The sequence below is a fragment of the Adhaeribacter aerolatus genome, from assembly GCF_007991635.1.
In the GTDB taxonomy this organism is placed as follows: Bacteria; Bacteroidota; Bacteroidia; order Cytophagales; family Hymenobacteraceae; genus Adhaeribacter; species Adhaeribacter aerolatus.
Map to the genome: position 1 here is coordinate 1 of NZ_BJYS01000031.1, position 13,850 is coordinate 13,850.

The 13,850-nt window shown below is 44.3% G+C and carries 10 protein-coding genes; 8 read left to right on the forward strand and 2 right to left on the reverse strand.

Features of this window, described 5'->3' with window-relative positions; translation table 11 throughout:
- Nucleotides 1-385: 385 nt before the first annotated feature.
- Entirely contained in the window at nt 386-1,897 is a 1,512-nt protein-coding gene (locus AAE02nite_RS18810) for a trypsin-like peptidase domain-containing protein (RefSeq protein WP_146901371.1), read from the forward strand.
- Between the two features lie 783 nt (nt 1,898-2,680).
- On the opposite strand, the gene AAE02nite_RS18815 is transcribed toward AAE02nite_RS18810, so the two are convergent.
- Together AAE02nite_RS18815 and AAE02nite_RS18820 are read right to left on the reverse strand one after the other, a co-directional pair.
- Nucleotides 2,681-2,935 (reverse strand): hypothetical protein, encoded by a 255-nt coding sequence (locus AAE02nite_RS18815; protein ID WP_146901372.1) that lies wholly within the window; start codon nt 2,933-2,935, stop codon nt 2,681-2,683.
- Nucleotides 2,936-3,477: 542 nt separating this feature from the next.
- A complete protein-coding gene (locus tag AAE02nite_RS18820) occupies nt 3,478-3,804 on the reverse strand; it encodes a hypothetical protein (RefSeq protein WP_146901374.1) in 327 nt (108 codons plus the stop codon).
- A 208-nt stretch (nt 3,805-4,012) separates the two neighbouring features.
- Here AAE02nite_RS18820 and AAE02nite_RS18825 point away from each other — a divergent pair, with 208 nt between their 5' ends.
- The 7 genes from AAE02nite_RS18825 to AAE02nite_RS18855 all read left to right on the forward strand — a co-directional run bounded on the left by AAE02nite_RS18825 (nt 4,013) and on the right by AAE02nite_RS18855 (nt 13,822).
- The gene (locus AAE02nite_RS18825) at nt 4,013-4,204 is read left to right on the forward strand and encodes a cold-shock protein (RefSeq protein ID WP_146901376.1); all 192 of its coding nucleotides are present in this window, start codon (nt 4,013-4,015) and stop codon (nt 4,202-4,204) included.
- A 212-nt stretch (nt 4,205-4,416) separates the two neighbouring features.
- Nucleotides 4,417-4,632 carry a hypothetical protein gene (locus AAE02nite_RS18830; RefSeq protein WP_146901379.1) on the forward strand — a complete coding sequence of 72 codons (216 nt, stop codon included), beginning with the start codon at nt 4,417-4,419 and terminating at the stop codon, nt 4,630-4,632.
- Nucleotides 4,633-5,108: 476 nt separating this feature from the next.
- On the forward strand, nt 5,109-6,653 hold the full coding sequence (locus tag AAE02nite_RS18835) for an alpha-N-arabinofuranosidase (RefSeq protein ID WP_146901382.1): 1,545 nt from the start codon (nt 5,109-5,111) through the stop codon (nt 6,651-6,653).
- Nucleotides 6,654-7,330: 677 nt separating this feature from the next.
- Nucleotides 7,331-7,699: a hypothetical protein gene (locus AAE02nite_RS18840; protein ID WP_146901385.1), complete on the forward strand. Its 369-nt coding sequence runs from the start codon at nt 7,331-7,333 to the stop codon at nt 7,697-7,699.
- Nucleotides 7,700-7,801: 102 nt separating this feature from the next.
- Entirely contained in the window at nt 7,802-10,096 is a 2,295-nt protein-coding gene (locus tag AAE02nite_RS18845) for a TonB-dependent receptor (RefSeq protein ID WP_146901388.1), read from the forward strand.
- 48 nt (nt 10,097-10,144) lie between these two features.
- Nucleotides 10,145-11,374, forward strand: coding sequence for a sialidase family protein (locus AAE02nite_RS18850; RefSeq protein WP_146901390.1), 1,230 nt, complete (start codon nt 10,145-10,147; stop codon nt 11,372-11,374).
- A 108-nt stretch (nt 11,375-11,482) separates the two neighbouring features.
- Nucleotides 11,483-13,822 carry a TonB-dependent receptor gene (locus AAE02nite_RS18855; RefSeq protein WP_146901393.1) on the forward strand — a complete coding sequence of 780 codons (2,340 nt, stop codon included), beginning with the start codon at nt 11,483-11,485 and terminating at the stop codon, nt 13,820-13,822.
- Nucleotides 13,823-13,850: the final 28 nt, after the last annotated feature.

Genomic DNA, 13,850 nt, shown 5'->3' on the forward strand with positions numbered 1-13,850 from the left:
TATTAAAAAGATAACCCTGTACTTTACTAGTACAGGGTTATCTTTTTATTTTTAAGGCTGAAATTAAATAAACAGGATTAACCACTTATCATAAGAACCTTATGCACAAAGGAATGTATAATAAAAGCGGGTACTCTTAGGTAATATTCTTTAATATGTTAGGCTATATTGAGTTAGATATTCCTATTGGCTTCTAAAATACACCTCCGTCATTCAGGAATTAACTATTTGGCAATCTGCCACATAGATTCCTTCTGAATAACAGCGGTGAGCTACTTACATCTATCCGGCTTTTACAGCTTATCAGTTATTAAATAAGTCTGGATAGGGATACCTCATTTTTAAATATAGAACGGATAGCAATATTTTTAAACGATTAAGTAAAATGAAAAAAATAGGTTTCGTATTAATCATTTCTATTCTTTCGGCGATTTTAGCCATTGCCGGATACCGGTACCTGGATAACCGGGAGCCCCAAAACTTTTACACCGAGGGCGATAACCAGCGCGTACGCTTTGTTAATAATGTTACCGACTCAAACGGGACCGTGATTACCCCGGACTTTGTAAAAGCATCGGCCATGGTTTCGCCGGCAGTGGTGCATATTAAAACAACTTACAACAACGTGGCGGCCGGCCCGCGCAATCCCCTCGAAGAACTTTTTGGCGCTCCGCAATCGGGCGGTCAGGCCCGGGCTTCCGGCTCCGGGGTCCTCATTACTCCCGATGGCTATATTGTTACAAACAACCACGTTATCGAAAATGCCTCCGAAATAGAAGTGGTATTACCGGACAAACGGGCTTTTAAAGGCAAGCTAATTGGCCGCGATCCCAGCACCGACCTGGCGCTGGTAAAAGTAGCGGGTACTAACCTGCCAATTGTGGCAATGGGCAACTCCGATAACGTACAGGTTGGCGAATGGGTATTGGCCGTGGGCTATCCTTTGTCTTTAAACTCCACTGTTACGGCGGGTATTGTTAGCGCCAAAGGCCGCAGCATCGGTATTCTCGACCGCCCTAGTCAGGAGAATTATGGCCAGGGCGCTCAACCTCCTGCCGGTTCGGCCATAGAATCATTTATCCAGACGGATGCCGCCATTAACCCCGGCAACAGCGGCGGGGCCCTGGTTAATAGCGCCGGCCTGTTAATTGGTATAAATGCCGCTATTGCCTCCCAAACGGGTAGCTATGCTGGCTACGGCTTTGCCATACCCGTAAACCTAGTAAAGAAAATAGTAACCGATTTTAGAAAATATGGCGAGGTAAAACGTGGTTATCTGGGCGTGAGTTTCCCGGCACCTACCGTAGAAGACCAGATGCTTCGCGAACAGGGCATTAACCCGGCCAACATAGAAGGGGTTTATATTACCGGTATTCAGCCGGGTAGTGGCGCGGAGTCGGCCGGTTTAAAAGCCGGCGATATTATTCAAAGCATCAACGGGGTGCCGGTAACCTCTTCGGCAGAATTTTCGGAGCGGATTGCACGGCAACGGCCCGGCGACAAGGTAGAGTTAACTTACTTGCGAAATAAAAAATCCGGTCAGGTTACGGTAACCCTGCAAGGCGAAGAAGCTACCCGCGTAGCCTCCGGCACTACCCCTTCCGGTCAGGGCTTACACACCAAGCTCGGAGCGGCCTTTGCACCGCTCCCCGCCGATGTAAAACAACGCTATCGCCTCAGATCCGGGGTGGTGGTAACCGATGTGGCAGATGGCGGCTTTTTTGATATGGCCGGCGTACCCCGCGGCACCATTATTATCAGCGTAAATGGCCGTCCGGTTAACACCCTGCAGGAGTTGGATCAGGCGCTGGGCTCCTCTAAAACCAGTATGGCCCGCATCGATGGTATTACGCCGGACGGTACCGGCTTTGTGTTTAATTTCCCGCTGGGCGCATAATCCAATAGGAGTAAGTAAACCCACGACGATTAAAACGGCTTTCTCTTAAGTAAAAAGAGGAGGCCGTTTTATTTTATACACTTATACAGAAGCAGGCGCCCTGAAGCGTACACGTTTATATTATCCAGAACTTACTATTACAGTTGAATAAAGTTAGTTTGATATCAGTAGAAATGGATCAAGGCACTAAAAAGCAGCTACCAGCTGTACCCACCTTTGCTGTCCTTTTGTAGTATTCTAGCAATTCCGAAAGAAATTGCTGCTTTTAGGAGTAACCCAAGGTAATACACCAGGAATTTAGTTATGGGTAAGTTGTTCTCAACAGAAGCTGCCTGCTGGGAATGAAAAAGAAGATTGTAAATTTTACTTCTGCGGAGCAATTTCAGGCAAATTGCCGAGTTTTAACACTTTAAACCAGGTAGCTTTAAAAATAAAAGTAAATACCCAAGGCTATCAGCAAAAGAAAAATTACGGTAATTGCCAGGTAAGTCAGAAACCGGGATTTGGTATGAGATTCTTTTCGCATAAAATAAAGCTAAAATTAAACCAGAACAGCAGGATTTAACTTTTAATTGTGGCCAAAACATGCAGGATTTTCTGCGCCGCAAATACCACCAACTATTATTGAACAAAAAAGACTGGCAGCAAAACGCTACCAGCCTGTATTTCTAATATTACTTTTTGTTTAAGATCCGATAATTCAGTATGTCAGGTTTCCAAAGTAATTTGGTTTACGAGAATTAACTAATTGCAGACAAACTATTTAAGAGAAAACACCTAAACTTAATGAGCCGCAGTGTTTTTATGAATAAAGTTTTTGCCGCTGTTGGTTAACAAATAAGCTTTGTGATCGGGTGTATTACTAATATAAATCAGGTTTTGCTTTAACGCATACGCAATTAACTCTCCAAAATCTTCGGCTTTAATTTTCTCGGTAAGTTGTTCGCGCAAAACCAAATTATTATGCGGTGCAGGCTCGTTTAATAAGTGGGATAATAAAATACAGGTAAGGTCGAGGTAATTTTCCGGTAATTTCATGGAGGTAATATTTAAGTTAAATTTCAGTTAGGTATATCCCAAACTTTGGCTCTAAAAAAGAAGAAGTAAGGGCTTATGGCTACTTAAGCTTAACTTAAAACATTCCAGATTAAATGGTTAAAACCAAATCACCAGCACTAGAGTGAAGCGGCTTTGCCAGGCTTTTGCAAGGAACAGTCTGCTAATCTAGCAAAATTTATCTAAAAAAGGTCATTCTTTTTCCAATACCTACCGGAAGGTAACCCACAGTTTGTTCTTACGACTTACTTTGGTAGAACTTAAATTCTTAATTTTAATCGGGTAAGAACATAAAAAAATTATGATGCAGTTGCAAACAGTTGATACGGAATAATACATACGCCAAGTGCTTGAGATCTCCGCTTGCTGGGTCTTTTGCCCACCCAGGTGCGAGTTAGCACAGGTCGGTACTGCAACCAGAGTATGGGTAGTTATATCAGAAGGCGTGTAAGCTTCGGTAGAAAAAATCCAGGATGTTAATTTGGCGGCTTTTCCGTAATGAAAAGATTTATGCTGGTTAATACCTATTGATAATTTAGGTTCAGGATTATTTCGAGGCCGGCATGGGCAGGCGCACAAATATCTTTTAAAGCGTTGCGGGTTTTGCGGGCCTTGTTATAGGACGCATAAAAAATATCTATCTCGGTTAGCGCCTTGTGTAAATACTGGATGCTGTGCCGGGTAGCTAATTGCACGTGTGGCGAACTATCGTTAAAGCTTAACTGCTTTATTAACACCAAGGCTTCCAAACATTTATCTTTAACGCTTTCTACCCCATTCGGACCATCGTTTACTTCGCAATCCAGCGTATTTTTCAGAGCTCTTAAATTTGTAAATATTTCACTATTCATAGTAGCGCTTTTCCGATACGGAGTTAAGACTATAGCCCGGGGGCATTTTCCGGCAAACATTACAGGCAATATACAACCGCCACCAATGCTAATAAGTTTAATAATTATGAGTAATCATACTGAATCTTGGTTAATTAGGTAGATTATTTAGGCAATGAATGAACTGTTGTAGTCGATTATATGTAGAAGGTATATAACAAATTACAAAATGATAAAAGGAACAGTAAAATTCTTTAATGATCTGAAAGGATTCGGTTTTATTAAAGAAACAAATTCAGAAAACGAATACTTTGTGCATGTATCTGGCTTAGTTGATGAAATCAGACAAAATGATGAAGTATCGTTTGATGTTAAACAAGGACAAAAAGGACCGAATGCAGTTAATGTTAAGCTAGTTTAGTTTTAATATCTATATAAGCAATTTTTTACTTTTAAGCCTTACCCTCGGTAAGGCTTTTTTGTTTTGTCCGGTCATTTTGTCTTAAATACCGTAATTATTAAAATTAACGAAAACACTCCGCTGCATAGAATCCTATTTTAGGTCGGGCTAATCCGGATAAATGAAAAAGCAGATTTTTCCGGACCTGATTATTAACCTTAAATTTACCTGATATGGCAAGATCACAAAACAGTTTCCTAAAAAAACAACTCCAACAAGTAAAACAAAAAAAGAAAAAAGATAAAGAAGAACGCAAACAGCAACGTCACGAACAGGCATCAACTGGTAAACTAGAAGACATGCTGGCTTACGTGAATGCCGACGGCAGTATTTCTACCACACCTCCTAAATCAGAAGATGAAGCGGCAGATAAAGAAGAAAAATCTTAAGCGCACTTCTCTATTTTATTTGTAACCAGGGTATAATCTAAAATTAGTCATTATTTAATATTGCTAAAGTGAATATTAGATAATGACTCCTAACCGGTCCTACGTTTGTATAAATACAAAACTCCCACAAGAGCGGAATATTATCAGCAAAATTTGGTTTTAGGATTATAACTTAAACCATAATTTAACTCTCCCCGCCAACTGGTATAAACCAATATTTATACAAGAGATAATATTCTCTGGATAAGGCTTATACCTGCTGCTAAACCGCCATCAATACTTATTTTTTCCTGCACCTCTATTTACACCTGCCGCAGCCAGGCTAAAAAATAAATCAAGGAATATTTGTTCCGAATTAGAATCTAATCTTATATTTATAAGTGTATTTTATACATCTATTAAATACCTAAGTTTTATTTGCTGCATCTATTTAGAAGAAAACCTGTATTAAAGAATATTACCAATCCAACCACCCCATGAAAATAAAATTTCTACTGTCCCTGTTCCTGGTTTGCAGTTTTACCTCCTTTGCCCAAAATACCGGTGAATTGTCGGTACAAACCAGTCCCAGCAAAACTATTAACCGCCATATTTATGGTCACTTTGCCGAACATTTGGGCCGTTGTATTTACGGCGGCTTTTACGTGGGCGAAAACAATTCCAAAATACCCAATACCCAAGGTATTCGGAACGACGTGGTAGACGCTCTTAAAAAATTAAAAATACCCAACCTGCGCTGGCCGGGTGGCTGCTTTGCCGATACCTACCACTGGAAAGACGGCATTGGGCCGAAAAATCAGCGGCCAACTATTGTAAATAGCTGGTGGGGCGGCGTTACCGAAAACAACAGCTTTGGTACGCATGATTTCCTGAATATGTGCGAACTGCTGGGCACAGAACCCTACCTGGCGGGCAATATGGGCAGCGGTGCGGTGCAGGAACTAGCCGATTGGGTACAATATGTAAACTTCAGCGGCGAAGGTCCCATGTCGAAACTGCGGCGGCAGCACGGCCGCCAGGAACCCTGGAAAGTTAAATTCTGGGGTATCGGCAACGAAGCCTGGGGCTGCGGCGGTAACATGACTGCGGATTATTACGCCAACGAATACCGTAAATACGCCACCTTTGTATCGGACTGGAACAATTCCGGCGGGCTTTTCCGGATTGCTTCCGGCGCCAACTCCGCCGATTATAACTGGACTGAGGTGCTCATGAAAAATATTCCTAAAAACCTAATCGAAGGCGTGGCGCTGCACCACTATTCCGTAATTGACTGGGATAAAAAAGGCCCTTCTACCACTTTTAACGAGCAGCAATATTTTACCACCATGCAGCGCGCTTTGTTTATGGATGAACTGATTCAGAAGCATACCGCCATTATGGACAAGTACGACCCGCAGAAAAAAGTGGCTTTGGTAGTAGACGAATGGGGCGGCTGGTACGAAGTAGAGCCAGGTACCAACCCAGGATTTTTGTATCAGCAAAACACCATGCGCGATGCCATGATTGCCGGCACCACCTTGAATATTTTCCATAAATACTGCGACCGCGTGCGGATGGCGAACCTGGCCCAGGCTGTAAACGTGCTGCAAGCAGTTATTTTAACCGAAGACGAAAAAATGCTCCTGACGCCTACTTACCACGTGATGGAAATGTATAACGTACACCAGGATGCATCTTTGCTGCCTTTAACCCTAAAAAGCAACGATTATAATGTAGGGAATGCCAAATTGCCGGCGGTTTCGGCTTCCGCTTCCCGCGATAAAAACGGGCTGGTACATGTTTCGCTCGTAAATATCGATGCTAAAAAAGACCAGGAAGTAACTTTAGATATTAAAGACGCTAAGTTTAAATCAGTATCGGGCCGCATACTTTCTTCAAAAACGTTGCAGGACCACAATACCTTCGATAATCCGAATAAAATTAAGCCGGCCAACTTTAAAGGTGCTAACCTCCGAGGTAACTCGCTAAAAGTGAAAATCCCACCTTTTTCGGTAGTTGTACTGGAACTGAAATCGTAATAATATAAAAACGGCCCTGGCCTTAACTACTAAAAAGCCTCGCAGAATCTTATTCGGCGAGGCTTTTTAGTAGTTAAGACAAGCTTCCCTGAAAGCTTATATTTAAATAAAGTCTTCATAAACCTATTTATATCCGGAATACTAAACGTACCAAATGAAAATATTTAAGCTAAACGGCAAAAAATACCCTCGCTGTTGTGGCTGATTTTAGTTTTAGCGGCGGCTACCGTGCAGGCCAGGCTATACCCAAACCAGCCGGTTGAAACTACTTCCGGTTTACTGTTTACCACCACGACGGTTTGACGATCCTTCTGCCTCGATTACCAACTATCCTAACAGCGGCACCCCGAAGCGGGTACAAACGCCCTCAATGGCATTAAACCGGCTAAAAAAATATGTCCTTCTAAGTTCGAGATTGTCATTTTTCGAAGTTGATATTTAGACTTTTGCCCATTAAGCCATTATTCATTTTTCAAGCAACGGTTTCTTTATTATTTATCTAAAATATTTTATATTTACCCTTCATAAAACACAGAAAATCCTTCACTACAAGGGCGGGTAGAGCGAAAAACCCGGAATTTGCAAGAATTTTGCTGCGCAATATCAGCTATCGGTAGTGATTAAAGTCATTAACCATTTACCCTTGTTTATCTACTTTTGTTAAAAATCGCGCAAGATTGAAAAGTGGTATAACCATATTGCTCCTGTTTGTGATGCTGATGCAAATTCTCAGCCGGGCATTTATTGTACTCGATTACCAACTGAATAAAGATTATATCGGGGAATTTCTTTGCATTAACCAAAGTAAACCCGAGCTAAACTGCGAAGGACATTGTTACCTGCAAAAAAACTTAAAAAAAGCAGAGCAGTCCGAAAACAAATCTACCCAGCAAACCTTGAAAATAGATTTCCCGCTGTCTTTGCCGGTTAATTTCACCTGTAGCTTTAGCCAGGTAACCCCAATTCAAACCTTTATTTTCCGGTATCTGGTTGGGCATCCTGTTCGCTATTTAGCGGCCATCTTTCACCCGCCCTCTTACAGTTAAGCTAATCTTTTTTGCCGCAAGCTTTAGTTATTCTGGCGGCAACGGCAGCCTTACGCAAGCTTTCCGGGCTGCCCGGTAGTTCTAACTGTTATTTCAATTTTTATGAAAAATATATTCATGAGCATCCTGCTGGTGCTGATGTTCAGCGTTGTTACCTATGCCCAGATGCCGGTAAAAGGCCAGGTGGTTGATGCTTTAACCAAAGAAGCATTGCCTGGTGTTAACTTACGCTTTGCCGGTTCGCCGGCGGGTGGCACTTCCAACGCCGATGGCAGCTTTGCCTTATCGGCCACTTCTCCGGGCGATTCTATTACGGTGTCTTTTATTGGGTATAACAGCCAGAAGGTGGCGGTAAAGCGCGATATGCTTTTAATTCAGCTTCATCCGGCTTTCAGTGAGTTAAACCAGGTAATTGTATCGGCTAGCCGCGAGGCACAGAGTCGCACCGAAGCACCCATTGCCATCAGCACTATTTCTAAACAGGTACTACTCGAAACCAAGGCCGTAACCCTGGACCAGGTATTAAATAAAGTAAGCGGCGTTTACATGGTGAACCTGGGCAACGAGCAGCATACCATGGCCATCCGGCAACCCATTGGGTACCGCAGTCTTTTTCTGTACCTCGAAGACGGCATTCCGATCCGGCCAACCGGCGACTTTAACCACAATGCCCTGATTGAAATAAACATGGCGGCCCTGAAAACCATGGAAATAATCCGGGGTCCCTCTTCCTCGCTTTACGGCAGCGAAGCCATTGGCGGCGCAATAAATTTTATTACGCAGGCTCCTTCCCAAATATTAACCGCCAAATTACAAGCCGAAAGCAGTAACCTGGGTTACAAAAGAACCGACTTCGCGGTTTCGAACACCTTTGGAAAATTGGGAATATTTGCCGGCGGCTATTACGCCAACCAGCGTAATGGTATCATCAGCCACAGCGATTTTAATAAATTGGCCTTTACCCTGCGGGGCGATTATAATATTAGCGATAAAAGCAAGCTCATTACTACCGCCAGCTTAATCGACTACCACACCGACCAGACCGGTGGCCTGGACAGCACCAAGTTTTACGGAAAAAAATACGAAAGCCTGCAAACCTTTACTTATCGCAAAGTAAATGCGCTGCGGGTCCGGAGCACGCTCGATCACCAATGGAATGCCAAGAATAATACCACGGTAAATGCATTTTTCCGGCGCAATGCCATTGGCCAGAACCCGTTTTATGCCATAAGAAATATGGCCGGCAACGCTGCTAAAGCCAGCGGCGAAATGAACACCGATGCTTTTAAAAGTTACGGGTTAGTAGCGCAACACAAAAAAGACTTTAATTTTCTGGATGCCCGCATCATCGGCGGCCTCAGCCTGGATTACAGCCCCGCCACTTACGAAGCTTATTTTATAAACATAGATCGGAACCAGGCCGGCGTATACACCAATTTTACCCGTACCGATTCGCTGCTAACCGATTATTCGGTAAACCTGCTGAACACGGCTGCTTACGGACAACTGGAAATATCGCCGTTGCCGAAGGCCAAAGTAGTAGCGGCGCTGCGTTACGATCGGCTGGATTTCAATTTCGATAATAAATTAACCCCCAATGCTTTTACCGGCGCCCCCGATGAACGGAATAATTTTACAAGTTTATCGCCCAAATTGGGTTTTACCTATTTCATAAACACCAACATGGGTACGTATGCCAACTACAGCGTGGGTTTTGCGCCGCCCCAAATTACCGATTTGTACCGGGGGGTGAAAGTACCGACTTTAAAGCCATCTACCTATGGCAATTACGAAGCCGGTGGCTGGCTCAGCTTTAACCAGAACAAAGGCTACCTGGATGTGAGTATTTACCAGCTTAACGGCACCAACGAAATCATTTCGGTGCGTTTGCCCGACGGCTCCTACCAAAACCAGAATGCCGGTAAAACCAAACACCAGGGCGTAGAATATACCCTAAAATATGCGCCTGTTAAAAGCCTGAACCTGCGGATAAGCGGCACCAACGCCCGCCACGTTTTTACCGATTATGTGGAAAGAGGCAATATTTATAACCATAACGAAATGGCTACCGCGCCGCGGTTTATTTCGAACTCCGAAGTTACCTACAAACCCGATTTTTTACCGGGCCTGCGCCTGGGTCTGGAATGGCAGCACCTGGGCAAATATTACATGGATGCCGGCAACACCGAATATTACGAAGGTTATAACTTGTTTAACTTCCGGACCGGCTATACCATAAAAGGCGTTGAAGTTTGGCTGAATGCCCTGAACCTGACAGATAAGCTATATGCCACCACCGTAGATAAATTTAGTTACGGCAAAAGTTACCGCCAGGGCATACCCCGCACCTTTAACCTCGGCATTGCCTATAATTTTTCGGCCAAAGCCCCGCAATAACTTACATAAAGGCTTTTTTGGTTTTAACTTTTGCCATTTTGCTCCGATATGAAACCCTTTTTAAAATATTCTTTTTTCGTTCTTCTCAGCGTTTATGTTTTGGGTTGTATTCAAAGGCCCCAACCCCAGGAGCCGGCCGCAGCCAGCATATCTTCGCCAGGATTAAAAAGCGCCTGCCCCTACTTAACGTTGGATAACGAAGGCCGGGCCGTGCTTTGCTGGGTGCAGGCCCAGGATACGGCCGATAATTTTTTAATGGCTTATGCGGTGTCGCCGGACGGAGGCAAAACTTTTAACAAAACCAGATTTATTCCCACTACCGCCGGCGTATACCCGCACGACGAAAATCTATCGAAAATACTTTTCCGGAAAAACGGCGACATTATAGCTATGTTCGCCGTGAGCAATCCGAATCCCGAAAACGACTACGCCGGGTTGGTAAAGTACACGCAGTCTTTTGATGGTGGCAAAACCTGGACCGCTGCCAAACAAATAGCCGAAGATATAACCGGCAGCATAGATGAACGCTATTTTGATATGACATTATTACCCAACGGCGAAGTAGCGGCTATCTGGCTCGACTCCCGGAAAGAAATGCCCGCCGAAGGCTCCTCTTTGTACTACGCCAGCACCCAGGGCCGCGCAGGATTTAAGAACGAGAAAATAATAGACCGGCAGCTTTGCCAGTGCTGCCGCACCAAATTATTTGTAGATGAAGCCGGCAATCTGCATGCCGTTTACCGGGCTATTCTCAACGGCACTGTCCGCGACATGATGCACCTGGTATCGGGTGATAATGGTAAAAGCTTTTCAAAACCCGAACGTATCAGCGCCGATAACTGGGCCATAGACGGCTGTCCGCATACCGGTCCGGCCATGACTGCTACAGGCACCGGCCTGCATTTTGTGTGGTATACCATGGGCGGCGGCAGCGGGGTTTATTATTGTCGCAAACCCAATAACCAAGGCTTCTCCCAACGCGAAACCGTCAGCAATTTGCCTTCGGCCCGGCACCCCCAGCTTTGCACCATAAAAAACGGAGAACTGGTTATCGTGTGGGATGAGCAGGCGCAGCAGGCCGGTAACCTGAATAACCGCATTGGTCTGCAAATCCGCGACAACAATGGACAAATTACCCAGAATACGCATCTTTCTCCGGATAGTATTTCGGCCACGCACCCGGTAATTATAAAAGTAGCCGAATCGGCAGTACTGGTAGCTTATACCAACAAATCTGCCAAAGACAGCCAGGTATGGTACAAACACATTAATCTGTAAATCACTTCCACAATATTTATTCCGTCCTTGCTATAAATTATTTAGAAGAATTCTTGATAAGTAAATTTAGGCTTGTAGCTTTGTGCTTATTTATAAAAATTCTAAATAATGAAAGAATATTTACTGACCTTCCATGTTGTTTGCTGTTTTAGTTTTTCGGTATTGGCTCAGGGTACCAATATTATCAGTGGCCAGGTTCTCGACGAAAAAGGTACACCTCTGGAAGGCAGTGTAGTCAGAATATTAAATTCTTCGATAGTAGCACCGGCTGCGAAGAACGGTGATTATAATATTTTCAACCTGCAAGACGGCACCTATACCCTACAGGCAAATGCAGTAGGCTACGAAACTGCCTCGGCCCAGGTAACGGTAAGCAACAATGCCAGCGTTACCCAGGTTTTTAATCTAAAACCCGGTTACAGCCAGTTAAACGAAGTTATTATTTCGTCGAGCCGCGCCAAAGAAACGTTAGGCGAAACACCCGTATCGGTTACCATTTTAAATTCCCGCGAAATTCAAACGCAGGCCAGTATTAACCCCAACCTCAGCAATATGCTTACGTGGGCGGTACCAGGGTTGGGCTTTGCGAATAATACTACTTCCAATGTGGGCCAGACCTTAAGAGGCCGTAACCTGCTGGTGTTAATCGATGGCATTCCGCAATCAACGCCGTTGCGGGCCGGCAGCCGCGATATCCGGAGCATCGACCCAGCTGTAATCGACCGCATTGAAGTTATAAAAGGCTCGACCTCTATCTTCGGGAACGGAGCCGATGGTGGTTTAATTAACTACATTACCAAACGGCCCGAAACCGGTAAAAAATTCGGTTCAACCACTACCGTCGGCAGTACGGGCAATCTGGTGGGCATGAAAAACTCGTTGGGTGGCCGGTTTTCGCAGCAGTTTTACGGGCAGGTAAATAAAGTTGATTACATAGTTTCGGGCTTGTACGACAAAACCGGGGTGTTTAAAGATGCCGCCGGCGAAGTAATCTCGCCGTATTACGGCCTCGGCGAAACCAAAACGTATAACGGCTTCGCCAAAGTAGGTTACAACATCAACCCGGATCACCGTCTTGAAGTGATGTACAATTATTTCAGCTCCCGGCAGAATTCCGATTACATAGCCCAGGTTGGTAAATACGGCGAAACACCAACCATTGGGATAAAAGGCGAGGTACTGGGCGAAAAACAGGGCACCCGCTACAACCACAACGGCCGGCTGGCCTACACCGCCAAAGGTATTTTCGGAAAAACCGACTTGGAAGCCAATGCTTACTTCCAGAAATTTAAAACCATTTACGACTTTGTCGACTCTTTTTACGAAGGCGGCCAATCCGTAATAGAATCCGATAAAAAAGGCTTACGCGCTAATTTTATTACGCCCCTTACCCTGCCCAACGTAGATGCCACTATTACTTACGGCGTGGATATACTAAATGATATTACCGCCCAATCTCTGGTAGATGGCCGGGTGTGGGTGCCCGAGATGAATATGCAGAACCAGGCCCCGTATGCGCAACTAAATACTACATTGTTTAACAATTTAGTATTTAAAGGCGGCGTGCGTTACGAAAATATTTCGATTGATGTGGACGATTACCGGACCCTGGCCACCGGTCCGAATAATAAAGGTTCGATTGCGGTAAAAGGCGGCGAACTGAATTACAATGCTTTAACTTTTAATTCGGGTCTGCGCTACATCAAATACAATTATTTTAAACCATATGTGAGTTACTCCCAAGGGTTCTCGGTATTTGAACTGGGCCGCATTTTAAGAACCGCCAAAGAAAATACCATTCAACAGTTAAATCTTGAACCGGTAATTGTAAACAACTACGAAGCCGGCTTTAATACCGATATTCAAAAACTTAATTTTGAAGCAGTATATTACCTAAGTACGTCGCGGCTGGGTGCCAATTTAGTAGAGCAGGATGGCATTTTTGTTACCCAACGCCTGCCCGAACGCATCCACGGCTACGAACTGGCCTTGAATTATAATGCGCTGTCGTTTTTATCGGTGGGCGGTAGCTACACTTTTGTAGAAGGCAAAACCGACAGCAACAACGATGGCGATACCCAGGACGGTGAAGACAAATATTTAAATTCTACCCGTATTGCACCGCCCAAACTTACATCCTACATCAAAATAACACCTTTAAAACCGCTCGATTTGCGGGTAGATTATATATTCTCCGGCACCCGCGACCGGTTTAATCCGGGTACCAATGGCCGCTATGCTTTCGGCGAAGGTAAGATAACTGGCTTTAATTTATTTAATCTAAGTTCGGCTTACCGCTTAAGCGAAACTACCCGCCTGAACCTGGGTATTGAGAACTTATTTAACACCCGTTACTACAACCCGGTGGCGCAGTTTTACGGTCGCGATAGAGATTATACCCGGGGCAATGGTATCCGGTACAATTTAAGCTTCACTTTTAGTTTATAATATTTTAGCCAGCCGCTGCTGGTTCGGC

Excerpts from the sequence above, each read along its gene's own strand:
- AAE02nite_RS18855 (WP_146901393.1), top strand. The coding sequence starts at position 11,483 with ATGAAAGAATATTTACTGACCTTCCATGTTGTTTGCTGTTTTAGTTTT.
- AAE02nite_RS18835 (WP_146901382.1), top strand. The coding sequence starts at position 5,109 with ATGAAAATAAAATTTCTACTGTCCCTGTTCCTGGTTTGCAGTTTTACC.
- AAE02nite_RS18815 (WP_146901372.1), bottom strand. The coding sequence starts at position 2,935 with ATGAAATTACCGGAAAATTACCTCGACCTTACCTGTATTTTATTATCC.
- AAE02nite_RS18820 (WP_146901374.1), bottom strand. The coding sequence starts at position 3,804 with ATGAATAGTGAAATATTTACAAATTTAAGAGCTCTGAAAAATACGCTG.
- AAE02nite_RS18825 (WP_146901376.1), top strand. The coding sequence starts at position 4,013 with ATGATAAAAGGAACAGTAAAATTCTTTAATGATCTGAAAGGATTCGGT.
- AAE02nite_RS18845 (WP_146901388.1), top strand. The coding sequence starts at position 7,802 with ATGAAAAATATATTCATGAGCATCCTGCTGGTGCTGATGTTCAGCGTT.
- AAE02nite_RS18830 (WP_146901379.1), top strand. The coding sequence starts at position 4,417 with ATGGCAAGATCACAAAACAGTTTCCTAAAAAAACAACTCCAACAAGTA.
- AAE02nite_RS18810 (WP_146901371.1), top strand. The coding sequence starts at position 386 with ATGAAAAAAATAGGTTTCGTATTAATCATTTCTATTCTTTCGGCGATT.
- AAE02nite_RS18850 (WP_146901390.1), top strand. The coding sequence starts at position 10,145 with ATGAAACCCTTTTTAAAATATTCTTTTTTCGTTCTTCTCAGCGTTTAT.